Source organism: Pseudohaliea sp. (genome assembly GCF_040217025.1).
Classification (GTDB): domain Bacteria; phylum Pseudomonadota; class Gammaproteobacteria; order Pseudomonadales; family Halieaceae; genus Pseudohaliea.
Map to the genome: position 1 here is coordinate 667,331 of NZ_JAVJOA010000008.1, position 22,858 is coordinate 690,188.

Below are 22,858 nucleotides of genomic sequence, written 5' to 3' on the forward strand. Positions count from 1 at the left end.
TCTATCCCTTGGAGCTTAGGGAACAGCGCACAAGAGTGTCAACAATGTTGATACTTCAAAACTGGGCAGCTCACGGCACCCGCAAGCAATACCGGTCGATCGGTGCAAACGCGATTGCAGACTGGGGAGCTCCCGGCCAGGGGAAAGGTCAACCACTCAGGTAGTCACGGCGAAGCGCACGCGGTGTCGTTCCATAGTGCCGCCGCACCGCGCTCGACAGCTGGCTCGCCTGGGAAAAGCCGAGTTGCTCGGCGATGGCGCCCATGGGCAGGGCGGTTTCCTCGATCAGCCGCCGCGCCTCGCGCATCCGCTTCGCTGCCTGGTACTGGTGGATGGTCGTGCCGAAGGCGGCCTTGAACTCGGCTTTCAGGGTCGTGCGGTTAATCCCGACCATCCGGGCAAGCTGTTCGATGGTCGGCGGGTCCGCCAGCGTTGCATCGATGATGCGCTGGGCTTCCTGCAGGCGGCGGCGCAGGCGGGTTTCCCGGGGCCGCGGTGTCGCCCGGCTGTCACTCCCCTCGGAAAACAGGGCGTTCAGGGCCTCCGTGAGCAGTTCCCGTGCCTTTCCCGTCACGTAGGTGAGCCGGAAAGCGCCAGGAAAACGGTCGCGGGAAAGCAGGATCGCCTCGGCGATGCGCAACAACCGGTCGGCCGGTTCGATACGGCGCACCGGGGCAGCGGCGTCACCCGCCGCATGCTCCCGGGCGACGAAGTCATGCAGGGCCTTGCCATCCATGCCGAGGCCCGCAAGCCCCTCGGGCGTGAGGTGCAGTGTCACCATGCGCAGCTCGCCGGAATGGATCTCATAGGCGAAGCGACGTTCCTGCCCGCGGCGGAGGCTGTGTATGTGCACGCTGCCGGCGTCGATGGTCTTTCCCGAGTCGATCAGCCGCAGGCATCCACTGCAGAGGAGGCGGATCTTCGTGAGCGTTTCATCGGGGAGCTCCAGGCGGTGGGGCCTCCGGTAGCTCGCGTCGGTGATACCGGTATAAATGCCCGGGACGACCTGGACAAAGTCCCAGTACCCTGTGCCCGTCTCCTGGGGAAGGTAGGTTCTCAGCCCACCGGCCGCGGGAGACCGGGAGGGATCCAGCGCGATGGCCATCGGCGGCTTTTGCTTCGGGGCGTCGCCGTCCTTCGCGGGGCGACCGACGCCCTGCTCCACCAGGCGCTGCAGCAGGCTGAATTCGGCGCCCACGAGCTCCTGGTCCGAGACGAGCAGGGCCGGCGCAATGTCATCGGGTCGCTTCATAACAATCTGACGGATTTAAACCGCTCAAGCATAACTTACTGCCGAATTTAAAAGTATTTCGTCCAAAATCAAAACTCATGCATCGCCCTTTCGCCTACGGTCGGCAGCAGTGATGCAAGGCGCATCGCCATCATAGCCGCCAGAGGGGGTTGCAATGGTCACTGACAGAAACGAGAAAGCACACATCACAAAGCTCAAGCACCTTTCTATCGCCGTCGCGATCGCCTGCGGCACGGATGCCCTGGCACAGCAGGGCACGGACGCGGACAAGCGCGCCCTGGAGGAAGTGCTGGTCACCGCGCAAAAGCGGGAACAGCGTCTGCAGGACGTGCCCATGAGCCTGTCTGCCTTTACCGCGAAAGACATCGTGGAGAGCGGCATGGTCGGCGTTCAGGATCTTGCGCAGATGACGCCCGGGCTGGTGTTTGCCGAGACCATCGGCCGGCAGACGACCGTGCCGGTGATCCGGGGTATCGCGCCGTTCGGCTTCGGTGACCCCACCGTCGTCATGATGATCGACGGCTACACCAACGGCTTCAACCGCTCCGGCAACAACGCCTCGCTGGTCGACCTGGAGCGGATCGAAATTCTCCGCGGGCCGCAGCCCACGCTTTACGGCCGCAACGCCATCGGCGGCGTGATCAACTACATCAGCAAAAAGCCGGGCGACGAGTTCCGCGCCTCCTTCCGCGGCGATGCCGGGACCAGGGGCACCTACCTGGCCCAGGGCTCCGTGAGCGGCCCCCTGGTCGAGGACGTGCTGGCCGGCGGCCTGGCCCTGGGTTACCGCGAGTTCGGCGGCTTCATGGATAACGTGGTCACCGGCGAGAACGACGTCAACGAAGAGAAGGACATCAATGCCCGCGCAACGCTGCGCTTCACGCCCGGCGACCGGCTGACGGTGGATCTGACCGCCGACTACAACGAGGCGGACGACGCCGCCGGCGACCCGTCTCACGTGCCGCCGGCATTCTTCCCGCCGGACCCGTTGAGTCTCATTGCCGTCGGCCAGGGCGCCTTCGACTTCAACGACTTCGATCGAACGATCAGCCAGGACGTGCTCGGCGGTTTCGACCGCGAGGAATCAACGATCGTTCTCAACGCCAGCTATGACTTCGGCTGGGCGGAGCTGACCAGCATCACCGGCACGTCCAGCCAGGAAACGTCGATCCGCACGGACGTCACCCGGCTGCCGGGCCCGAGTCCTTTCGGAGAGTACTTCGATGTCGCCATCGACAACGACAGCTGGAGCGAGGAGTTGCGCCTCGCCTCGACCGGCGACGGAGCCCTGACCTGGCTGGTCGGCGCGTTTTACTTCGAAAACCAGCGCGACCGGCTACTGACTTTCGACGGCAACTTCACCATTCAGGACACGACCGGTGAGGTCACCAACTGGGCCCTGTTCGCCAATGTCGAGTACGCTCTCAGCGAACGCTGGTCGGTGATTGCGGGCCTGCGCTACGACGAGGAGGAGCGCAAGGAAAAGGACAACTTCCAGGCGCTAGAAGCGGATTCCAAGTTCGAGGAGTGGCTCCCGAGCCTCTCCGTCTCCTATAAGCCCAGCGAGACCATGCACTACTACGCGACGATCTCCCGTGGCTATCACGCCGGCGGTCCGAACAGCTTCCCGTCCATTGCCTTCGGTGCACCGGCAACCTACGACCCCGAGTACGTCACCAACTACGAGGTCGGGGCGAAGGGCTTCCTCCTCGATGGAAAGATGTCCTTCGAAGCCGCCCTGTTCTACATGGACTGGGAAGACCAGCAGATCCAGAACAGCTTCAACGAACTCGTGGGCTTCATCGAGAACGCCGGTGGTTCCGAGGTGACCGGGCTCGAATTCAGCGCGCAGTATGCTCCCGTCGATGCCCTGGAACTCTCCCTCAGCTTCAGCGTCCTCGATGCCGAGTACACGGAGTTCCTGAGCCCGCTGCAGGCAGCCCCTTTCGGCCTGTCGCCCGATCTCTCGGGTAATGACATGATCCAGGCGCCGGATTTCTCGGGCAACCTGTCCGCCCAGTACACGCTGCCCCTGGGCGACGGCTGGGATATGCGGCTGCGCGCCGACGTCAACCACGTCGGGGAACGCGCCTTCGACACCACTAACCTGCTGATCGCCGACGCCTACACCACGCTCGACCTCTATGCGGGGGTGAGGAGCGATCGGCTGGAGCTCGGTGTATTTGCAAACAATGCGACTGACGAGGACTTCCTGGTGGGCGGCATCCTGGCCTCCGTCGGGTTCCCGCCGCTCCTGACCGTGGGCGATCCGAGTGTCTTCGGCCTGCGCGTGACGGTGAACTACTGATGGGCGCCAGGGTGGTGAAGCCGTTGCTGTGGACGCTCTCGCTGGTTTTCGCGGCGCTGACCCATGCCGAGACCCTGCTGGTGCAGAACGTCACCGTGCTGCCCATGAATGCGCAGGATCAGCTGGACGCGCAGGATGTGCTCATCCGCGAGGGGCGCATCGCCGCCCTCGCCGACCACGGCCTGTTGAACGTACCTGCGGACACAACGGTCATCGATGGCAGGGGCCGCACGCTGCTGCCCGGCCTGTCCGACATGCACGCGCACATCGCAGGCTACGCCGAGGGTGAGCGGGATGAGCCCGGAGAGGCGACCATAACGAGCGTGGCCGAGAACCAGCTGCTCATGTACCTCGCCACCGGTGTCACCCTGCTCCGCGATACCGCCGGCAGCGAGGCGCACTTCACGATCCGCGAGCGCCTCGAACGGGGCGACTGGCTCGGCCCGCAACTGCGCTTCACCAGCCCAGTACTGGAGGGTGAGCGCGCCGTCTGGGAGTTCTCCACCAAGGTCACCGAACCCGGCGAGGCGGCTGAACTGATTGCAGGCTACGCCGAGCGCGGCTACTGGGGCATCAAGACCTATCACACGCTCGACGCCGAGGTCTTCGAAGCCATTCTCGACGCTGCCCGCGCTAACGGCCTGCCCGTGATCGGGCACGTGCCGTTCGAAGTCGGCATCGACGAGGCCCTTAGCTCCGGCATGCTGACCATCGAGCACCTGCGCGGTTACGACTTCGACGGTATGGACGCAGAAGCCCTGTTCGCCGACGGCGGGCGTTCACGGGAGCGGTTTGTCTCCCTGGTGCGCATGAGTGACGCACGAATGGATGAACTGGTCGCGCTCACCGTCGCGGAGGGGGTCTGGAACTGCCCCACCCTGGCGATCAATCGCTTTCTCGCCGAGCCGGAGTCACGGGCCGCCCTGGTCGAGGAGCCCCGCTATCGCCTGGTGCACCCAGAACTTCGGTCCTCGGTGGAAAACGCCTCCGCCCTCGATGAGATTTTCTCCCCGGACGCCAAGGCAGCACTTCGGGAAGCCCTGCCCCGCTCCCTGGAGCTGGTGCGACGCCTGCACGCCGCCGGCGGCAGGCTGCTCATCGGCACCGATGCGGTCGTGCCCGCCTGGGTGCCGGGCTTCACTCCCATCGACGAGATGAAAATGATCGAGCAGAGCGGGGTTCCGCGCGCTGACGTGCTGCGCATGGCCACCGTGGACGCGGCGCGCCTGCTCGGTCTCGACGCAGAACGGGGCACGATCGCGGTGGGCAAGGGGGCCAGCCTCATTCTTGTCTCGGGGAACCCCCTCGAGGATCTCGACGCACTCTGGCAGCTGGAGGGCGTCATACATGCGGGACGCTGGCACAGCCACGAAGACCTGCAGGCCGCGCTCGAAGCGCAGGCTGCGCGTTTCCCGGCGCTCGACGCGACGCCGGCACGTGCAGACTGAGACCGCTACCGGGAGGCAAGCGCCATGACAAAGCAACAGCGATGCGGCCTGTTGGCCCTTCTTCTGAGTGCCGTGCTCGGCGGCTGCAGCGGCGAGAACACACCGGCGACGACAGCGCAGTCGTCGGCCAGCCGGGCCCCCGTCTTCGCCGTCGAGAACGTGACCGTGCTGCCCATGGAGGGACCGGAAAGGCTGGAGGCGCAGACCGTACTGATCAGCGAGGGACGCATCCTTCGCGTCGCCCCCCGCGACGAGGTCACCGTACCAGAGGGCGCGACCCGGATCGACGGCAGCGGCCGCTACCTCATGCCGGGGCTGGCCGACATGCATGCGCATCCCATGCGCGAGCGGGATCTCGCGCTCTATCTCGCCAACGGCGTCACGCTGATCCGGTCGATGTGGGGCGAACCCTCCCTCCTCGATCTCCGCGAACAGGTTCGCGCCGGCGACCTTCCAGGCCCGCGCATCTATACCTCCGGACGCATCGTGGGCGGCGCCGAGCCGCACCACTTCGGCACCGTTCCCCTGGGGGACCCTGTCGATGCGCGCGGCGTTATCGAGGACCAGCTGCACGCCGGCTTCGACTTCATCAAGATCTACTCGAAAATGAGCCTCGAGGTCTTTGATGCCGTCGATGCCGCTGCAAAAGACCTCGGCGCAGAGTATTCCGGTCACGTTCCCAGGGCGGTGCCGCTATCACATGCTGTCGCTGCCGACATGCGCACCATGGAACACCTCTACGGTTTCCTCAAGACCGCACAACGGGCGGAGGTGCCGGGTGATCTCGAGTGGCGTTTCTTCGACCCTGAAGCCAAAGCCGTCGTTGAAGGACTGGGCGCCGGGACCCGCACCATCGAGGACCTGCTGGACAGTGAAGCGCAGGCCGCCATCGTCGCGCTGATTGCAGACGACGGCGTCTGGATCGTGCCGACCTTCTCCGTGCTCCGGATGCACGAGTTTCGGGCGATGCCGGAAAACGCCCGCTACCTGCACCCTCTCGTCAGCGGTTCGTGGACCGATATGCTTTCGATGCTGCAGTCCACAGAGGATGGCCGCCGCGGCGAGCAGATCCTGTTCGACGCACAGCTTGCCCTGGTGGGTGAGCTCTACCGCACCGGCGCCAACCTGCTGGTGGGCACGGATGCGCCGAATCCCGGCGTGGTGACCGGGTTCGCCGTCGCGGAGGAAATTGCGCTGATGGAGCAGGCCGGTCTCAGCCGCCTGGATGCGCTGCGGGCGGCGACGCTTTGGCCGGCGCGCTATCTCGGTGAGGCCGGCAAGGATCTCGGCCGCATCCGGGAAGGTGCGGCTGCCGACCTGCTGCTGCTCGATGAGGATCCGATGGCAGACCTCGATGCCCTGCGCGCGATAGCCGGGGTGTTTCGCGCTGTGGGCAAGGCCGGCAGCGGGACCCGCTGGCACCCCCGGGACGCACTCGCGGGGTTACTCGACGCCATGCTTGACGAAAACGCGGCCATCACCGCGCGTATTGAAGCGGAACCGAAACCCCTGGGCGACACGCTCCCCGTCTTCAGCTTCGACGGCAGCCGGGGTGAAAGGCTGGTCCTGCAGCACGCCGCTGAGGATGACACGCTCCGTGTGGGGGCGGCTTTCGCCAGTGAGCGCGACCGCGCAGCCTGGGAACGCATCGAGACCGTGCATGATGAATCCGGGGCCAGTCTCAGCACCGAAGACGGGCGGACGTTCCGTACCGCAGACGATGGCCGCAGCCTGCTCAGGGATGGGGAGACCGTCGTGGGGGCCGGCGAAGCGCCGGGCGCGCGCGTCATACTAACCGGTTCCCCGGCGGACCTGCCGGTGATCGACCGGGCGGTCACCGGCCTCGCGGTGGGCGACAGCACAACCTTCTCTGCCTGGCTCTGCCCTGCCATAACCCGTTGCGAAGACGCGGCCGTCAAGCAGTGGCAGCTGGAACGCCTCGAGGATGACGTCGTCGATGGTGTCTTCTATTACACGGGCGTACGGCAATACCGGGTGTCCTCTGACGGACAGAACCTGGGCACGGTGCAGATCGGCGGCGGCCCGTTCTACGGCGGGCAACCCATGGCGCTCTCCGTGCAAGGCCTGATCCTCAACGACATGATCCGCGTGCACTGACAAGCCGCGATGGCAGAACACGAACAAGCGCGTCGCGCCGGCGCGCCCGCCTATCCGCTCGCGGAGGCGATTCCGCCGGCGCTGCTCGATGCGGAGGCTGACAGGCTCGACGCCCTCGCGAGTCGGCCCTGGCTGAGCCGCCTGCCGGTCTACCTCAAGCTGGGCGGCCCCGGCTTCATGGGCGCCGCCCTCACCCTCGGTGCCGGCACCCTCACGGCAGCCATGCTCTCCGGCGCGCAGTTCGGCTACCGCACGCTGTGGATCGTCTGGATCGCCATCGGCTCGGGGCTGTTCATGATGGCGGCCATAGCACGCATCACCACGCGCGGTCAGTTCCGCCTGATCGAGAAGCAGCACGAGCGCCACGGGCTGGTGATCGCGCGCGTGCTCACGGCATTCGTAGGCCTGGTCGTGGTGGCCGTGGCGTTCAACTTCGGCCAGGTCGCCCTGGGTACCCATCTGATTGAATCCCTCGGCAACCAGCTCGGCGTGTCGCTGCCGCAGTCGCTCAATTGGCCGGCCTACGTGCTGCTGACCTCCTGGATCGCACTGAGCTATGGCCGTGGCGGGCGCAGGGGCACGGTGCTCGTCGAAACCTTCATGAAGGCCACGCTGGCGCTGATCCTGTTCTGCTTCCTGGCCTGCCTGCTGGTTGTAGGGGTAGATTGGGGCGCTGCGCTGCGGGGCCTTTTCGTGCCGTGGCTGCCGGCGGGCAAGGTCGGCATTGATCTGTTCATCGCGTCATCGGCCGCCGCCGTGGGCGTGATGGACTGGGTGTTCTTCCACTACGCGGGCCTCGCAAAAGGCTGGGGACCACGGCACGAGGGCCTCGCCCGGGTGGACATCTTTGCGGGCCTCGCCCTGCCCTTCCTGCTGATCTACTTCTTGATTGTCGGCGTGTTTGCCGCCACCCTGCACCGGGCTGGCGGCGATCTGCCGCAGACCGCGACCGAGCTGTCCGCCGCCCTGATCCCGCTGCTGGGCGAGCAGTTTGCTGTGCTTGCCTTTCTGGCGGGCTTCCTCGCGGTACCCATCACTACAACCGTGGGCATGAGCATCGCGTGCGCCGTGGGGATGCACGAGGCGTTCGGCTGGAAACCGGATGTCCACTCGCCACGATGGAAAGCCTGCATTCTGCTGCCCCAGCTGGCACTGCTCGGCGCGTTCCTGCCAAACCCGATCGCCCTTATCATCGTGATCGCTGCGGTACTGTCCCTGACCAACAACATCGTCGGCTGGTCCTTCTACCTGCTCTTCAATGACCGCGAGGTGCTGGGTCCGGATCGCTCCCGCTCCTACCTGTGGAACATTGGCATCCTGGTGCAGGTCACGCTGCTCAACGCCGTGGCGATCATGTGGGTGCTCAACCGTCTGGGGCTCTGGGGTGACTGACCGCTTTTTTCTCGAACGACGACTCGGCCCGATTCGACTACGCGCCTGGGGTCTGCTGCTCAATTTCCTGATGAACGCGGTGGCGCTCACCGGTCTGGCACTCTGGCTTGCCGGGCGGTCCGGGCCGCTGCTCATGCTGCTCGGCGGGGCGGGGACGGTCGCGTGTGTGCTGACGCTCGCGCTGCCGGACCGGGATGACCCGGCAAGCGGGGGCAGGGACGATCAGCAGAACTTAAAGGACGACACACCATGAAACTCAGCGCTCTCACCAACGCCGGCCTCGCGCTGGTCATCGCCACGCTTGCCACGACCCATGCGGGCGCAGCCCCCTCCCTGACGCTCGAACCTGCACAGCGCCTGCTTTTCGAGCCGGGCGAGCTCGTGGTTTCCGGTGCCCTGCCGGGCGCTGCGGTCACCCTGACGGCTACGCTGACCGACGACAAGGGACAGGCCTGGTCCAGTACGGCCACTTACCACGCGAACAGTCACGGCACGGTGAACCCGGCGCAGCAGGCCGCGGTGCGCGGTACCTACACGGGGATCGACGCGCGGGGCCTTTACTGGTCCATGCTGCCCCTGGCGGCCGATCAACTGATGCCGACGCCGGAGCGGGCCCCGGACTGGCCCTCGCGTCCGGCGCTTTCTCCGCAACAGCCGGCGGTCATCACCGTGACTGCGCTCGTGCCCGCCTCGCTGACCGACAGAGCAGCTACCGAACTGCGCGCAACGCAGGAGCTTGCCTTTCTGGCACCCGGGGTCCGCCGTGTGCCTGTCGAGGACGAGCCGTTCGAGGGTGTGCTCTACGAGGCCGCGGGCTCCGGCCCGAAACCGGCGGTCATGGTGATCACCGGCTCCGGCGGGGGCGCACCGGAAGGGGCGGCCGCCCTCCTCGCCTCGCACGGCATCACCGCGCTTGCCCTGGCACACTTCAACTACCCGGGCCGCCCGGATGAGCTGGCCAATATCCCGCTCGAGTACTTCTACACCGCCGCCGACTGGCTGCGCGACCGGACCGGCGCTCCCCGCATCGGCCTGACCGGCGGCTCCCGGGGCGGTGAGGGCGCGCTGCTGCTCGCGGCGATGAATCCGGCTCCCTTCGCGGCCGTGGTCGCCGGCGTGCCGTCCAACGTCCGCTGGGATGGCTGCTGTTCGCCGGAAGCCTCGGCCGCGCCGGCCTGGACCTGGCAGGGCCAGCCGCTGGACGGGTTCCGGGAGTCTGAAGAGCACGGTGAGTGGCGGGAAGAGGACATGCCGGTGGATTATGTCCGCATGTTCCTCGGCGGGATGCTGGAGCCCGGCGAGGCGGTGATTCCCGTCGAGCGCATCGAGGCGCCGGTCCTCCTCCTTTCCGGCGATTCCGACGAACTCTGGCCTTCCGCCGTGGCGGGAGAGCAAGTGCTGGCGCGCCTTCGTGCCCACGATTTCGCCTACCCGGCCGAACACATCGCCTACCCGGGGGCCGGCCATGTCGCCAGCTCCCAGGGTCTCGTGACATCGCTTTCGGACCGGGTCGTGCACCCGGTCACCGGCACCGAAATCCCCCTAGGGGGCACGGCGGCCCTGAATGCCGCGGCCATGGTCGACGCCTTCGCGCGCAAGGTCGCCTTTTTCAAACAGCATCTGCCCGCGGCCACCCCTTAAAACGACAAGCAAAGACAACGAATCCCGCAAAGATCCCGCAAGGAGCGACACATGCGAGCTGTACTGACCACGGCCCACGGGGACCGCAGCGTTCTGGCGCTGAAGAGTGATCATCCCGACCCGGCCCCCGGCCCCGGCGAAGTCGTCGTGACCATCGCCGCCACGGCGGTCAACTACCACGACATCTTCACCCGCCGCGGCATGCCCGGCATCCGCATCGACCTGCCGGTGATCGTCGGCTCCGACATCGCCGGTGAGGTCACTGAGCTGGGCGACGGTGTGGACGCGAGCTGGCTCGGCCAGCGCGTGCTCATCGACCCGGTGTTCCGGGATGGCAAGCGCTTCGGGATGATCGGCGAGACCTGCGACGGCGGCCGGGCGGAGCGCATCGCCGTGGCCACGGGGCAGCTGCTGCGCGTACCGGATGGGGTCACGCTGGAACAGGCTGCGAGCCTGCCGCTGGCCTACGGCACCGCCTGGCGCATGATGGTCACCCGGGGCCGCGTTGCCGAAGGGGAGACGGTGCTCGTCCTCGGCGCCAGCGGCGGCGTCGGCGTCGCCTGCGTTCAGATCGCCAGGTTGTTCGGCGCCCGCGTCATCGCCTGCGCCAGTTCGGAACGCAAGGCCGAGCGTCTGCGTTCGCTCGGTGCGGATGAGGTGGTGAATTATGCCGAGCGGCCGTTCCGGGAGAGCGTTCAGGAGATCATCGGCAAGCCGCGCATGAGCGGCGACGGCGGCGTGGACGTCGCCGTCAATTTTACCGGGGGCGACACGCTCATCGACACGCAGAAATGCACGCGCCTCGGGGGGCGCATCCTCACCTGTGGCGCCACCGCCGGCTATGAGCTCACCCTGGACGCCCGCTACTGGTGGACCTTTGAGCACGACCTGATCGGTTCCAATGGCTGGGAGCCCAGCGACCTGGAGGCCCTGCTCCAGGCCATTGACGACGGGCGCCTGGCTCCAGAGATCGACCGCCGCTTCCCGCTGGAGGAAACCGCAGAAGCAGAGCGGCTGCTCGAGGACCGCGAAGTCGTCGGCAAGGTCCTGATCGTACCGTGAACCCGACCTTACCCAACAACCTGGGCGACCTGCTTCCGGAAAGTATCGACAGGGCCTGCGAGGTGCTGGTCGACCTGCGCGTGCCCGACCGGCCCCGTCACCTGAGCGCTGGTGAGCTGCGCGACGCTACCCGCGCCTTCGCCCGAGGGCTGCGCGATATCGGTATCGCGCCCGGGGAGCGCGTCGCCTTCCTCTCGGCCAACCGCTGGGAGCTGCTGGTCGGCTACCTCGGCAGCATGCTCCTGGGCGCCGTTGCCGTGCCGGTCAATCACAAGCTGCCGCCCGCCACCGTGGCGCACGTGATCGCGGACAGCGGTGCGGCCGTCGTGTTCTTCGATGCGGAGCGCGCACCCCTGGTACCGCCAGACCGCCAGGCCCTGGGTTTCGACGAGCGCGGTGGTGAACTGTTCCGTGCTTTCCTGCACCCGGGCCGTATCGCGGCGTTCAATCCGCCGAAGCATCACCTGGCGGAGATACTCTACACCTCCGGCTCCACCGGCGCGCCGAAGGGGGTCCCCCTGACGCACGCGGGCCAGCTCTGGGCGCTGGGTGAATACTTGGAAACCGGCGACCCCGCGTTCGCAGACAGCACGGTCGTCGTGGCCCCCATGTACCACATGAACGCCCTGTTCTTCGCGTCGCTCAGCCTGCTCAACGGCCTGCGCATGGTACTCATGCCCGTCTTTGACGCGCGCCGTTACCTCGAGGCCGTGACCGCCTATCACTGCACCACCCTCAGCGGCGTGCCCACCATGTTTGCGCTCATGGCCGCGCTGCCCCGCGAGGAGCGCCCTCAAGGCCTCGACAGCGTGCGAACCATCAGCCTCGGTTCGGCACCACTGTCTGACACACTGCTTGCGCAGGTGCGAGCGCTGTTTCCCAACGCGGAGATTTCCAATGGCTACGGCAGCACGGAAGCCGGACCGGCGGTTTTCGGCCCGCACCGGGACGGCCTGCCAAGGCCGCCGCTGTCGATCGGCTATCCCCGCCCGGGGGTGGACTGGCGCCTGGTTGACGGTGCGGGCCCCGAGCAGGGCAGGCTGCAGCTGCGGACGCCGGCCCTTGCGGACGGTTACCTGAACCGGCCGGAGGCGACCGAGGAAAAGTTCGTGGACGGCTGGTTCGACACCGGGGATATCCTCCGCCGGGATGCCGACGGCTTCATGTATTTCGTGGGCCGGGCAGACGACATGTTCGTGTGCGGCGGGGAGAACGTGTATCCCGCCCAGGTCGAATCCCTGCTCGGCACGCATCCGGCAGTGCGCGACGCCATCGTGGTCGGCGCCCCGGATGACCTCAAGGGCGCAGTGCCGGTCGCGTTCGTTGTCCTCGAGCGGGAGTCGGCGGTGAGCGAGGCGGAACTGCGGGATCACTGCCTGGCCGGCGGCCCCGCCTACGCGCATCCGCGCCGGATCGTCTTCAAGAGCGAGCTGCCCGTCGGCGGGACTCACAAGATCGACCGGCGCACCCTCACGGAGGAGGCAGCGGCGCTCATGGCGGCGGAGGGCCGTGCAACGCCATCGGCGGTGACGACCGTCGCGGATCAGCCCGGGGCGGAGGCTTAGGCCCATGGTAGCGCTCGCTATTGATCACCTGCTGGTCGCCTCGCCGTCGCTGGCAGCGGGGCAGGACTACCTGGCGGAACGTTTCGGCGTCGAGCCGGTCGTCGGTGGCTCCCATCCCGGGCAAGGTACCTGCAATGCGCTGCTCGCGCTGAGGGACCATTGCTACCTGGAAGTGTTTGCGCCCGACCCGGCACAGCCCCCCACCCGTATCGCAGACTTCCTGCACACCCTGGCCGCGCCGACCCTCCTCTGGTGGGCAGTGCGAGTGGAGCAGGTAAGCGCGGTGACCCCCCTGCTCCAGCGGGCGGGCGTCTCCGTCGCCGCAGAGACGGCCGGTGCCCGGGAGCTGCCCGGTGAAGGAGGCACGCTGCGCTGGAACCTGTTGCTGCCGGGACCTTCACCCGCCGGCAACGCCGTGCCCTTTTTCATCGCCTGGTCCTCGCTTACGGAACACCCCTCGACCGCCATGGCAACAGACATCCGTCTGCGTTCGCTCTGCGTGAACGCACCCGGTGATCTGCTGCCGTGTTTGACGGCACCGGGCCTGACCACACGCAGCGCGGACGAACCATTGCTGGAAGCCGCTTTCGATACACCGCGCGGCGTCGTCACCCTCGCTTCGCCGCCAGCACACTTCCCGGCCGTCGGGGAACTCCTCGACTGAACGGCGGGGAGAACAGCGGGCACTATCCATCACAGGCACCGACAGCGGTTCAGCCAAGCCTCAGGAGCACTTGCATGAGCGAACAGAAGATGACCCTTGCCGCCCTTAACGAGATGCTGGCAGGCAGTCCGTTCCACCATGTCCTCGACCTCAGCGTGGAGCAGCTCGACGACGCGGCTGATACGCTGGTAATGCGCCTGCGCTACAGCGACCGCATCGCTCGCGCCGAGGGCACCGGCCAGCACCACGGCGGCGTGATCGCCAGTCTGATCGATATCGCGGGTGACTTTGCGCTCATCTGGCAGCTGGGCCACGGCGTGCCGACGATCAATTTCCGCACCGACTACCTGCGGCCCGCGATCAATACGGACCTGCTGGCGCATGCAAAGGTGCGACGCATCGGCCGCACCGTCTCGGTCTGCGATATCGACGTGTATTCCGAGGAAGGCAAGCTGCTGGCCATCGGCCGGGGAACCTATGCGACGGCGGCTGGCTGACCGCCGGGCGGAGGACGCACGACGATGCGCCTGCTTTGTTCAGGAACGAACTGCGCGGCATAAGGCACCTTCAGACGTTACTCCCCTGCCGCTCCCGCGCGCCTGCAACGAGGTCTTCCGGCCCCATGATGATCTCCTGGTAGCTACCGCCGGCGGGAATCATCGGGTACACGTTCTCCTCCGCCGCCACGATCACGTCGAGGAGGTAGGTCTCGCCCGGGTCTGCCAGCAGGCGTTCCAGCGCGGCGTCGAGGTCTTCAGGGCGGCTGACTCGTTCCGCCTTGATCCGGTAACCGGCAGCAATCGTCGGGAAGTCCGGATAGATGTCGGCCTCATCGTCGGCCTTCACCGCCATCGGGTCCGCGAGCCCCGACTCCGCCCGGTGGCCGTCATAGATCATGTCCTGCCACTGCCTGACCATGCCCAGCCACTGGTTGTTGATGAGGACGACCTTGACGCCGATCCCGTAGCGACGGCAGGTGGCCAGCTCGTGCACGGTCATGTTCAGGGAGCCGTCGCCGTCGATGTCGATCACCGTCGCATCCGGGCAGGCGACCTTGGCGCCGATCGCGGCGGGCAGGCCGTAGCCCATGGTGCCGAAGCCGGAGCTGGAGAGGAAACCCCGCGGCCGGCGGCTGCGGTAGTGCTGCATGGCCCACATCTGGTGCTGGCCGACACCGAGGCTGACGATGGCATTGCCGTCGGTCAGTTCACTGATGCGGGCAATCGCCTGCTGCGGGCTGATGCGGTCGGCGTGCCGCGGCAGCGGGTACGGAAAGTCCCGGCGCAGGCCGTCGAGATAACCGAGCCAGTCTCCACGCTCCGCTGTCCGCGCGCAGGCCACGAGCTGCGGCAGCGCCAAGGCGAGGTCGGCGCACAGCGGCAGCGTCACCGTCTTGTTCTTGTTGAGCTCGGTGCGGTCGATATCGATATGGATGATCTTCCCGTCGGCAATAAAGGCATCCACACGCCCGGTAACGCGGTCGTCGAAACGCACGCCGAGCGCCAGCACCAGGTCGGCCTCGTTGACCGCGACGTTCGCCACTTTCGCCCCATGCATGCCGAGGCAGCCCAGCGCCAGCGGGTGCTCCGGCGGGAACACGCCGTGCCCCATCACCGTGGTGGTCACCGGGCAGGCCAGCGCCTCCGCCAGCTGCCGGAGCGCCTCACCACAGCCGGCCGCCACGATGCCGCCGCCGGCGTAGATCACCGGACGCCTGGCCTCGCCGATCAGCCGGCAGGCCTCGGCGAGCTGGTTGTCGCCCAGCCCGCCTGCTTCCGGTTCCGGCGGCTCGATGACGGCGGGGATGGGCGGCGGCGTGTAGTTGCCCGCCGCGTCTTTGGGGTAGTGCTGCTGGATATCCTTGGGAATGTCGATAAGCACCGGCCCGGGCCGGTTACCCCCGGCGAGGGCAAAGGCCTCGCGCACCACCTCCGGGATCTCGCTCACCCGGCGCACCAGCGTGCTCTTCTTGGTGATCGGCCGGGTGATGGCGACGATATCGACTTCCTGGAAGGCGTTCTTGCCGAGCAGCGGCGTCGGTACATTGCCGGTGATGGCAACCACCGGGGTCGAGTCGCTGTTGGCATCGGCAAGGCCGGTGACCAGGTTAGTGGCACCGGGGCCCGACGTCGCGAGGCACACCCCCACCCGCCCGCTCGCGCGGGCATAGCCCTGGGCGGCGTGCACGGCCCCCTGCTCGTGCTCCGTGCGCACGCAGCGGATGCCGGCGCCGGCGAGCACGTCGAAGATCTCGAGGTTGGCCCCGCCCGGGTAGCCGAAGAGCAGGTCGACGCCCTCGGCCCTGAGCGCCCGCGCGAGCAGCTCCGCACCGCGGGCTGCACCGGCCCGCTGCCCGGGCTGGATATCGGAAAGGCGGCCGCCGGTGACGGAAGCCTGGTCCCCGTAGGTGATGTTGTCGACGCCCATGGTGCCCCTGTCCTCCCGTCACGAAAAGGCACAGCTTAGCCCGAGAATCGCGTCGGCGTTATTTGTTTGCTGCCCTTAGGGCAGTCGCTTGAGTATGATTGCTACCTAATCAATGAAGTAAGAGTAGGTTTCATGCAGTCAGACCCCGTGAAACTCGATAAGCTCGACCGCCGCATCCTCGCCCTCCTCCAGCGCGATGCGGGCCTCAGCGCCGCCGAAATCGCCGAGCGGGTGGGCCTCACCCAGCCGCCCTGCTGGCGCCGCATCCGCCGCCTGGAGGAAAACGGCATCATCGAGCGCCGCGTCGCCCTCCTCGACCAGCGCAAGCTAGGCCTCTCGGTTACGGTCTTTGCCCGGGTGAAGCTCTCCGCCCACGGCAAGCGCTCCCTGCCCGAGTTCGAGGAGCAGATCCGCGACCTGCCGGAGGTGCTCGAGTGCCACACGATCATGGGCGATTACGACTTCCTGCTGAAGATCGTCACCCGGGATATCGACAGCTACGAGACGCTGTTCCGCAAGAAGCTGTCGCAGATGCCGACGGTGCAGGAGATCCATTCGAACGCGGCGCTGTCGCGGGTGAAGATCACGACGGAATTGCCCATCGAGCAGGGGGAGCTCACCGTTTGAAGATGAGCACCGTGTCGCAGCCGTCGGTGGACGCTAAAGCTGCGAAGGTCATGCGAATGCTCCCCTTTCGCAACCATCACACAGGTCCCGGGACTAGAGGTGCTGCCCACAACACCAGCCGGAGGCCCAGGCCCACTGGAAGTTGTAGCCGCCCAGCCAGCCGGTGACGTCTAGCGCCTCACCGATCACGTGCACGCCGGGCAGCTTTTTCAGTTCGAAGGTCTTCGACGAGACCTCGCTGGTCGCGATGCCGCCGAGCGTCACCTCTGCCGTGCGGTAGCCCTCGGTGCCATTGGGCAGGAACGGCCAGGCATTGAGCTGCTCGCCCACCTGTTGCAGCACCGCAGCGGGCACACTGCCGAGCCGGTCATCCTGGAACGCGGTCTCGCAGAGGACTTCCACCAGCCGGCGCGACAGCGCGGTCCGCAGTACCGTGGACAATTGCTGCCGGGGAGTTTCCTGCTGCGCGGACCAAAGCCAGGCCGCGGCGTCATGCTCCGGCAGCAGGTTGATCAGGACGCGTTCGCCCTCCCGCCAGTAGGAAGATACCTGCAGGATTGCCGGGCCGCTGAGGCCCCGGTGCGTAAACAGGATGTTCTCACGGAAGCTCACCCCGCCCACCGTGACCGATGCATCCAGCGAGATGCCGGAAAGCGCCGCATAGCGGGCCTTGTCGTCGGCCCGCCAGGTTAAGGGCACCAGGGCCGCCCGGGTGGGCACCCGCGCGAGGCCCTGGCGGTCGGCGACGCGGAAGGCGAGGTCACTGGCGATCTTCGGCATCGACAGCCCGCCCGAGGCGAGCACCACCCGGGGCGCCTGGTGGCTGCCAGTTTCCGTCTCCACGAGGTAGCCGCCCTCCCCCGCTTCGCGCAGGCCGGTCACCCGCTGCCGGAGGCCGATCTCCACCCCCGCCCAATCGCAGTGCTGAAGCAGCATGGCGACGATGTCGCGGGCGCTGTGGTCACAGAACAGCTGCCCGAGCTTCTTCTCGTGGTAGGCAATGCCGGCCGCCTCCACCATGGCGATGAAATCCTCGGGGGTATAGCGCCTGAGGGCGGAAATGCAGAAGTGGGGGTTATCGGAGAGGAAGTGCTCGAGCGGGTCCGCCCGGCGATTGGTGAAGTTGCAGCGCCCCCCGCCGGAGACCAGGATCTTTAGCCCCACTTTGGGCCCCATCTCCAGCACCCGCACCGAGCGACCCCGATAGCCGGCGCTGATGGCGCACATGAGGCCGCTGGCGCCGCCGCCTACGATGATGACATCGGGGTTTTCACTCATGGCCGCGACTGCGCTGCAAAACGCCCGCCAGTATACCGTGCCGAGCAGTCCGATCCGGACCCGTGCGTCCGCCTACGGCGTTCGTTCCGCGAGATGTTTGGTTTCGTCCCGGACTGCGAGCAGGCAGCTGCGGCACAGGCAGCCTTCCCAGCGGGTGGCAATAATGCTGCGCTGCTCGTCGTCAAGCGCCACCCCGGCGCAGGGGCACGGCCTCCCGGTGCCCGCCATGCACTGGAAGCCCCCCCGGCAACGCGGGCACGTCGAGTTGTTGCCGTCTGCGGCCGGCCCGGCCACCAGCTCAGCTGCATCAATGACGCGGTTACGCCCCGCGTTCTTCGCCGCATAGAGCGCCTCGTCAGCTCGCTCGCGCAGCACCTTTACTGTGCCCGACCCCGGCACGTGCGCGGCCACACCCACGCTGACCGTGACCGCGGGCGAGCGCAGTTCGGCCTCGACAGCACGCCGCAGGCGCTCTGCCACCTGCATGGCGCCATCCCGATCCGCCTCGATAAGCAGCAGAGCAAACTCCTCGCCGCCGATGCGCGCGGCGCAGTCGGTGCGCCGCGCACAACCATCGATCACCCGACCGAGTTCGGCCAGCACCCGATCACCGACGGCGTGACCATGCGCATCGTTAACGGCCTTGAAATGATCGGCATCCACCAGGAGCAGTGCCAAACGCTGCCCGTTCCGCTCCGCCCGCAATAGCTCCTGGTCGAGAACGGCCTCGAAGCGGTGGCGATTGGCAAGGCCGGTCAGCGCGTCGGTAAACGCCAGCCGGTGCTCTTTCCGAAGGCGGCGGGCCACGCCCCAGGCGAAGCAGGGCAAAGCGATCACGATACCGATAGCCGGAAGATGCACGATCCAGTCGGCCGGCGGGAGATGGCCGGCGATGCGCAGCGTGTTCAGCAGGGCACTGCCGTGCGCCACGACCCAGCCTACAGTGAAAACACCGGCAAAGGGGTGACCCCGCCCCCACAGCCAGGCCGCGAACAGCGAGTTGAATACCGGCGCCACGCCGGTGAGCAGGAGAAACACCGACGACACGAAGATGGCGGGGAGGCCCAGGAAGAAAAGTGTCGGCGCCAGGAAGCTGGCCCACTGCAGCACGCGTAGCCCCGTGTCAGCCCGCGGATAGAAAGCGGCGAGCTGCAGGAAACGGCGAAAGAACAGCGTGCCGGAACCGAACAGCAGCCCGATCGTGGCGATGTGCGCGTAATAAAGCAGGGAGGTCGACAGCGGTGCGAGCCAGCCCGTAAACAGTCCGTTGAGGAAGCCGATGTAGGCGCCCCAGGCGGCGAGATACACCGCCATGGCCAGGGCGGTGCGGTCCCGGTAGAGGACGACACCGTAGAGCAGCCACAACTGCGTCAGCGCAAGAGCACCGAAAAGGAAACCGTAGGCTGCGAGAACGATGCCCTCGGAGCGCGCGTAGGCCGCCGGCGACCAGAGGGAGAACGCGAAGTTCATGTTGGCACTGCTGCGCAGCTGCAGCAGGACCGTGCGCGACTCCCCGGCATCGAGGGTCAGCGGGAAATTGGCGAGGCGCCGTGGGTAGTTAGAGTCAGCGCGCGGCACGCCGTCGCCCGCGACCCGGGTGCGCTCAGCGTCGTACAGCGTAACGCGGTCCATGGGGGCGTAGTCGTGAGCGAGCACCACGGTGCGCCGCTCCGGCGCCGCGTTGCGCAAACGCATGGCTGCCCAGAAGGTATCGCCGGTGATGCCGGCATTGAGCGCAGCATCGCTCGTCGCGTCACCAGCGCGCAGGCGCGCCAGGGCCTGCTCCGGTGCCAGTGCACCCGCCGGGTCGCGCAGCACTCGCACGGCGGCCGCCGGAACCTTGGCTTGATCAACGGGCAGCGCCATCGCCGGCCAGGGATCCTGCGCCAGACCCTCGGCGCAGAACAGCGCCAGGAGCCCCGCGAAGAGCCTCCGTAAGAGGCTCAACAGGTCGGGCCCGGCGCCTGGTGGCCGCCCCCGCGCCTGGCTCAGGCCCTGCGGGTCCCCGCCCCGCTTCGCTGGCTGGGCAGCAACTCCTCGAGCAGCGCCGGGTGGTGCTTGTACAGCTGCCGGTACACCGACCCGTTCAGCTTGCGCAGTTCCGTGCGGTTGCGCGGCTCGTGCTCGCGCAGGTAGCGGCGGAAGTCGCCCTCGGCCCAGGTCGCCGGATCGGCGGCCTCAGGCGGTGCGGGCGCGGGCTCGGCCGTGGGGCGGCTCTGCGGCGCCGGTGCCGCGGCGTCTCCGGCTGTCTGCGCCGGCGCCGTGGCCGGGCTGTCCAGTTCGCCGGCAAACAGGGCCCGCACGCGCGCCCGGTCGCCCGCGGCGACCCGGGGCAGCAGGCGGGCTTTCAGGTCCCCGTCCTTGAGGCAGGCCTTCAGCGCCGCCTCGCCGAGTGCAGCCAGGGCGGCGTTGCGCCGGGCTTCCCATTGCTTCTGGTGCAGGTTGTCGACGACGGCACCCACCAGTGAAAAGCGGGTCAACTGTCCGGCGACAGCTTCCTTCATGCGGATGAAGTGCGCCTCGAGGCCGGGCGCGTCCTGGTCTACCACGGGTCTCTCCTCTCCTGTTCCCCCCACAGGCAATTCTAGAACGCCAGCGGGAAATTGCAGGGCTTTTCAGCCACCCCATCCACCCTGACGTCAGTCCAGGGTGCGCTCCAGGAAGTCCTGGAAGGCCGCCCAGGACTGTTCGTCCGCGTCGGCGCGATAGCGGTCGCTGCCGAACACGGTGAAGGCGTGGGGCGCGCCGCCATAGGTCGTCATCTCGTGGGGAATGCCGTTGTCTTCCAGTGCGCTGGCGAGCGTCGCGAAATCCTCGAGCGTGACCGCGGCATCGGCGCTGCCGTGGTAAACGGCAACCGGGCCGGCCACGGCGCGGTAGTCCTGCCCCGGCGGCGTACCGAGGCCGCCGTGGAAGGTCGCGAAGCCCTTCAGCGCCGCGCCCGAGCGGGCGAACTCCAGCACCGCCGCGCCGCCGAAGCAATAGCCCATGGTGACCGCATTGCCGACGTCGCCACCCTGGCGCTGCGCTTCCGCGAGCGCGCCGCGCATGAGCGCACGCATGCGCTCGCGGTCCTCGTACAACTCGCCCGTGTGCTGGCGCTTGTCCTCTACCTTCGTCGGACGGACACCGGCGCCGAACAGGTCGGCGGCGAAAACGTCGTAGCCGAGCTCTGCAAGCATGTCCGAGCGCTGGCGCTCGTAATCGGTGAGGCCGTCCCAGTCGTGGATCAGGAGAACCAGGCCCTTGGCGTCTTCGGCGGCAGCAAAGTACCCTTCGAAAGGTTCTCCGTCGACCGAATATGAGACGTCCTTTCCAGCGGCATGAAGCGGCGGCGCGGCCAACGTCACAAGGAAAGGCAGGAGGAAGAGCAGGCGAACCATGGATGACCTCGTTATGCAGACGCGGCGCTTCACCTTAGGCCAGCGCCGCGCCTTACTGCAACCACGGCCGGATACAGGGCATAAACGGTGACCACCCTCGACTGGTGGGTCATCGGCTGCTACCTCGCGGGGATGCTGCTCCTCGCGGTGGGCCTCGGCCGGCACCAGCATTCGCGGGAGGACTACTACCTCGCCGGCCACGGCCTGCCCAACTGGGCCCTCGCCACCTCGATCATCGCCACCCAGTGCTCCACCAACAGCCTGCTGGGGGCGCCGGCTCTCGTGGGCTTCGCCGCGGCCGGCGGCCTGCTCTGGCTGCAGTACGAGCTCGCCGTGCCCCTGGCCATGCTGGCGCTGTGCTTCCTGTTCGCTCCGGTCCACGCCAGCGGCGTCATCTCGATCTACGCTTTCCTCGAGGAGCGGCTGGGGCCGGCGGCGCGCCGCCTCGCCAGCGGCTGCTTCCTGGTGTTTCGCGGTGTCGCCACCGGGGTCACGGTCTACGGCGTCGCCTCGGTGCTGGGACTCATCACCGGCCTCAGCTACCCGGTCGCGGTCTGCCTGCTGATGGGGATCACCATCGCCTACGACGTGCTCGGCGGCATGCGCGCGGTGGTTATCTCCGACGTGGTGCAGATGCTGCTGCTGGTGGCCGCCGTGCTCTTCGCGGTCGCCTGGCTGGCCGAGCCGCTGCTCGCGGACCTCGACGGGCTCGTCCCCCGCCTCGGCCCGCTGGTCGATGACTGGGGGCTCACCACCGGCAACGACTACGGCTTCTGGCCGATGCTCTTCGGCGGTTTTTTCCTCTACGTGGCCTATTACGGCTGCGACCAGAGCCAGGCCCAGCGGCTGCTCGCGGCGCGGGACCGACGCGGCCTGGAGCGCGTGCTGGTGCTGAACGGCCTGCTCCGCTTTCCCCTCGTGCTGGCCTACTGCCTCCTCGGCCTGGGCCTTGCCGCCTACGCCGCGCGCCAGCCCGAGTTCCTGGCCTCCCTGCCGCGCACGGCGGACGGCAGCGCGAACATCAACCTGGTGTTTCCCGCCTTCGTCTCCCGGGAATTCGCCCCGGGCTTTGCGGGCCTGGCCATCGTCGGCCTGTTCGCCGCCGCCATGTCCTCCATCGACTCGGCGCTGAACAGCCTCTCGGCGGCCACGCTGGAGGACTTCATCGACCGCGACCGGCGGCGCAATGAGGAGCAGCTGTTCCGCCTCTCCCGCTGGGTCACGCTCGCCTGGGGCGCGGCCGCCGTGGCTTTCTCCTTCAGCGTGGAACACATCGCCCCCACGGTGCTCGAGGCGATCAACAAGGTCGGCTCCATGGCCAACGGCCCGCTCCTCGCCCTGTTCATCCTGGCCCTGTTCGCGCCGGCCGCGCGCGGCGCCCCGGCGATCCTCGGTTTCCTCGCGGGCATCGCCGGCAATGCGGTCATCGCGCTCGCGCTGCCGAGCGTCTCCTGGCTGTGGTGGAACGTCTCCGGGCTGGTGCTGGCGCTGGGCATCGCCCTGGGCCTCACCGCGGCCGGCGGCCACCGCGAGCGCGCCCGGCGCCTCACAGCGCCCGCGGGGCGCAGCATCGCCTGGCTCGCGGGGGGCGCGGCGTCGATCCTCGCCGGTCTCGGCGCTGTCCAGCTCCTGTCGCGAGGGCTCGGCTGAGGGCGCCGATCACCCTTGCAAAGCGCCCCACAGCCCCCATACT

Annotated in this window: 18 protein-coding genes; 12 read left to right on the forward strand and 6 right to left on the reverse strand. The window is 67.6% G+C overall.

All coding sequences use genetic code 11. The features are described 5' to 3' along the window. Positions 1–148: 148 nt before the first annotated feature. Positions 149–1,252 carry a helix-turn-helix transcriptional regulator gene (locus tag RKE50_RS07270; protein WP_350035526.1) on the reverse strand — a complete coding sequence of 368 codons (1,104 nt, stop codon included), beginning with the start codon at positions 1,250–1,252 and terminating at the stop codon, positions 149–151. A 154-nt stretch (positions 1,253–1,406) separates the two neighbouring features. Here RKE50_RS07270 and RKE50_RS07275 point away from each other — a divergent pair, with 154 nt between their 5' ends. The 10 genes from RKE50_RS07275 (at position 1,407) to RKE50_RS07320 (ending at position 13,947) form a co-directional block, all read left to right on the forward strand. Continuing rightward, complete coding sequence (locus RKE50_RS07275) at positions 1,407–3,560, forward strand: TonB-dependent receptor (protein WP_350035528.1); 2,154 nt, start codon at positions 1,407–1,409, stop codon at positions 3,558–3,560. Further along, positions 3,560–5,008, forward strand: coding sequence for an amidohydrolase family protein (locus tag RKE50_RS07280; RefSeq protein WP_350035529.1), 1,449 nt, complete (start codon positions 3,560–3,562; stop codon positions 5,006–5,008). Before RKE50_RS07275 ends, RKE50_RS07280 begins: the two co-directional genes overlap by 1 nt. 24 nt (positions 5,009–5,032) lie before the next feature. Further along, positions 5,033–7,126, forward strand: coding sequence for an amidohydrolase family protein (locus tag RKE50_RS07285; protein ID WP_350035531.1), 2,094 nt, complete (start codon positions 5,033–5,035; stop codon positions 7,124–7,126). Between the two features lie 9 nt (positions 7,127–7,135). Then, positions 7,136–8,518 carry an NRAMP family divalent metal transporter gene (locus tag RKE50_RS07290; RefSeq protein WP_350035532.1) on the forward strand — a complete coding sequence of 461 codons (1,383 nt, stop codon included), beginning with the start codon at positions 7,136–7,138 and terminating at the stop codon, positions 8,516–8,518. After that, entirely contained in the window at positions 8,511–8,771 is a 261-nt protein-coding gene (locus RKE50_RS07295) for a hypothetical protein (RefSeq protein ID WP_350035533.1), read from the forward strand. Before RKE50_RS07290 ends, RKE50_RS07295 begins: the two co-directional genes overlap by 8 nt. Then, positions 8,768–10,159 carry an acyl-CoA thioesterase/bile acid-CoA:amino acid N-acyltransferase family protein gene (locus RKE50_RS07300; RefSeq protein WP_350035534.1) on the forward strand — a complete coding sequence of 464 codons (1,392 nt, stop codon included), beginning with the start codon at positions 8,768–8,770 and terminating at the stop codon, positions 10,157–10,159. Before RKE50_RS07295 ends, RKE50_RS07300 begins: the two co-directional genes overlap by 4 nt. A gap of 51 nt (positions 10,160–10,210) precedes the next feature. Continuing rightward, positions 10,211–11,221, forward strand: a complete 1,011-nt coding sequence (locus RKE50_RS07305) for a zinc-binding dehydrogenase (RefSeq protein WP_350035535.1) — start codon at positions 10,211–10,213, stop codon at positions 11,219–11,221. Then, positions 11,218–12,786 (forward strand): class I adenylate-forming enzyme family protein, encoded by a 1,569-nt coding sequence (locus RKE50_RS07310; RefSeq protein WP_350035536.1) that lies wholly within the window; start codon positions 11,218–11,220, stop codon positions 12,784–12,786. Before RKE50_RS07305 ends, RKE50_RS07310 begins: the two co-directional genes overlap by 4 nt. Positions 12,787–12,790: 4 nt before the next feature. Further along, positions 12,791–13,450, forward strand: coding sequence for a VOC family protein (locus RKE50_RS07315; RefSeq protein WP_350035538.1), 660 nt, complete (start codon positions 12,791–12,793; stop codon positions 13,448–13,450). Between the two features lie 74 nt (positions 13,451–13,524). Beyond that, the gene (locus RKE50_RS07320; RefSeq protein WP_350035540.1) at positions 13,525–13,947 is read left to right on the forward strand and encodes a PaaI family thioesterase; all 423 of its coding nucleotides are present in this window, start codon (positions 13,525–13,527) and stop codon (positions 13,945–13,947) included. Between the two features lie 70 nt (positions 13,948–14,017). Here the strand turns inward: RKE50_RS07320 and ilvB are convergent, their stop codons facing one another. Next, positions 14,018–15,877 carry a biosynthetic-type acetolactate synthase large subunit gene (ilvB, locus tag RKE50_RS07325; RefSeq protein ID WP_350035542.1) on the reverse strand — a complete coding sequence of 620 codons (1,860 nt, stop codon included), beginning with the start codon at positions 15,875–15,877 and terminating at the stop codon, positions 14,018–14,020. Positions 15,878–16,009: 132 nt separating this feature from the next. Between ilvB and RKE50_RS07330 the strand changes: the two genes are divergently transcribed. After that, the gene (locus RKE50_RS07330) at positions 16,010–16,504 is read left to right on the forward strand and encodes an Lrp/AsnC family transcriptional regulator (protein ID WP_350035544.1); all 495 of its coding nucleotides are present in this window, start codon (positions 16,010–16,012) and stop codon (positions 16,502–16,504) included. 93 nt (positions 16,505–16,597) lie between these two features. On the opposite strand, the gene RKE50_RS07335 is transcribed toward RKE50_RS07330, so the two are convergent. From RKE50_RS07335 to RKE50_RS07350, 4 genes are all read right to left on the reverse strand, one after another. Next, positions 16,598–17,782 carry a BaiN/RdsA family NAD(P)/FAD-dependent oxidoreductase gene (locus RKE50_RS07335; RefSeq protein ID WP_350035546.1) on the reverse strand — a complete coding sequence of 395 codons (1,185 nt, stop codon included), beginning with the start codon at positions 17,780–17,782 and terminating at the stop codon, positions 16,598–16,600. Between the two features lie 72 nt (positions 17,783–17,854). Further along, a complete protein-coding gene (locus RKE50_RS07340) occupies positions 17,855–19,729 on the reverse strand; it encodes a cysteine-rich CWC family protein (protein WP_350035548.1) in 1,875 nt (624 codons plus the stop codon). Positions 19,730–19,770: 41 nt separating this feature from the next. Further along, complete coding sequence (locus RKE50_RS07345) at positions 19,771–20,331, reverse strand: hypothetical protein (RefSeq protein WP_350035549.1); 561 nt, start codon at positions 20,329–20,331, stop codon at positions 19,771–19,773. Positions 20,332–20,421: 90 nt separating this feature from the next. Next, positions 20,422–21,165 (reverse strand): dienelactone hydrolase family protein, encoded by a 744-nt coding sequence (locus RKE50_RS07350; protein ID WP_350035551.1) that lies wholly within the window; start codon positions 21,163–21,165, stop codon positions 20,422–20,424. An 87-nt stretch (positions 21,166–21,252) separates the two neighbouring features. On the opposite strand from RKE50_RS07350, the gene RKE50_RS07355 reads away from it, so the two are divergent. Continuing rightward, positions 21,253–22,815, forward strand: coding sequence for a sodium:solute symporter family transporter (locus tag RKE50_RS07355; protein WP_350035553.1), 1,563 nt, complete (start codon positions 21,253–21,255; stop codon positions 22,813–22,815). Positions 22,816–22,858: the final 43 nt, after the last annotated feature.

Excerpts from the sequence above, each read along its gene's own strand:
- RKE50_RS07305 (WP_350035535.1), top strand. The coding sequence starts at position 10,211 with ATGCGAGCTGTACTGACCACGGCCCACGGGGACCGCAGCGTTCTGGCG.
- RKE50_RS07270 (WP_350035526.1), bottom strand. The coding sequence starts at position 1,252 with ATGAAGCGACCCGATGACATTGCGCCGGCCCTGCTCGTCTCGGACCAG.
- RKE50_RS07280 (WP_350035529.1), top strand. The coding sequence starts at position 3,560 with ATGGGCGCCAGGGTGGTGAAGCCGTTGCTGTGGACGCTCTCGCTGGTT.
- RKE50_RS07335 (WP_350035546.1), bottom strand. The coding sequence starts at position 17,782 with ATGAGTGAAAACCCCGATGTCATCATCGTAGGCGGCGGCGCCAGCGGC.
- RKE50_RS07330 (WP_350035544.1), top strand. The coding sequence starts at position 16,010 with ATGCAGTCAGACCCCGTGAAACTCGATAAGCTCGACCGCCGCATCCTC.
- ilvB (WP_350035542.1), bottom strand. The coding sequence starts at position 15,877 with ATGGGCGTCGACAACATCACCTACGGGGACCAGGCTTCCGTCACCGGC.
- RKE50_RS07350 (WP_350035551.1), bottom strand. The coding sequence starts at position 21,165 with ATGGTTCGCCTGCTCTTCCTCCTGCCTTTCCTTGTGACGTTGGCCGCG.
- RKE50_RS07290 (WP_350035532.1), top strand. The coding sequence starts at position 7,136 with ATGGCAGAACACGAACAAGCGCGTCGCGCCGGCGCGCCCGCCTATCCG.
- RKE50_RS07275 (WP_350035528.1), top strand. The coding sequence starts at position 1,407 with ATGGTCACTGACAGAAACGAGAAAGCACACATCACAAAGCTCAAGCAC.
- RKE50_RS07285 (WP_350035531.1), top strand. The coding sequence starts at position 5,033 with ATGACAAAGCAACAGCGATGCGGCCTGTTGGCCCTTCTTCTGAGTGCC.
- RKE50_RS07300 (WP_350035534.1), top strand. The coding sequence starts at position 8,768 with ATGAAACTCAGCGCTCTCACCAACGCCGGCCTCGCGCTGGTCATCGCC.
- RKE50_RS07320 (WP_350035540.1), top strand. The coding sequence starts at position 13,525 with ATGAGCGAACAGAAGATGACCCTTGCCGCCCTTAACGAGATGCTGGCA.
- RKE50_RS07315 (WP_350035538.1), top strand. The coding sequence starts at position 12,791 with ATGGTAGCGCTCGCTATTGATCACCTGCTGGTCGCCTCGCCGTCGCTG.